This is a genomic window from Microcoleus sp. Z1_B2 (assembly GCF_036700325.1).
Lineage (GTDB): Bacteria > Cyanobacteriota > Cyanobacteriia > Cyanobacteriales > Microcoleaceae > Microcoleus.
Genome location: NZ_JAUBOQ010000035.1, coordinates 74,023 through 74,245, shown reverse-complemented (window position 1 = coordinate 74,245; position 223 = coordinate 74,023). Strand labels below are relative to the sequence as shown.

The 223-nt window shown below is 44.4% G+C and carries 1 protein-coding gene; it reads right to left on the bottom strand.

Features of this window, described 5'->3' with window-relative positions:
* The coding region (locus tag QT984_RS20375) for a hypothetical protein (RefSeq protein ID WP_333374785.1) at positions 1–223 on the bottom strand (223 nt) is incomplete at both ends.

The following is a 223-nucleotide window of genomic DNA, read 5'->3' as shown; positions in this document are numbered from 1 at the left end:
TGGATCGGCAGGATTTGGATCGGAATTGGGATTTTCGGAAACAGTCGGATTTTTGGTTTGTGTCGCAGAGGAATTTTCCGTTTTTGGATCGGTAGAATTCGGATCGGAATTGGGAGTTTCGGAAACAGTCGGATTTTCAGTTTCTACTGCGGGAGAATCTGTTTTTGGATCGGTAGAATTCGGATCGGAATTGGGAGTTTCGGAAACAGTCGGATTTTTGGTT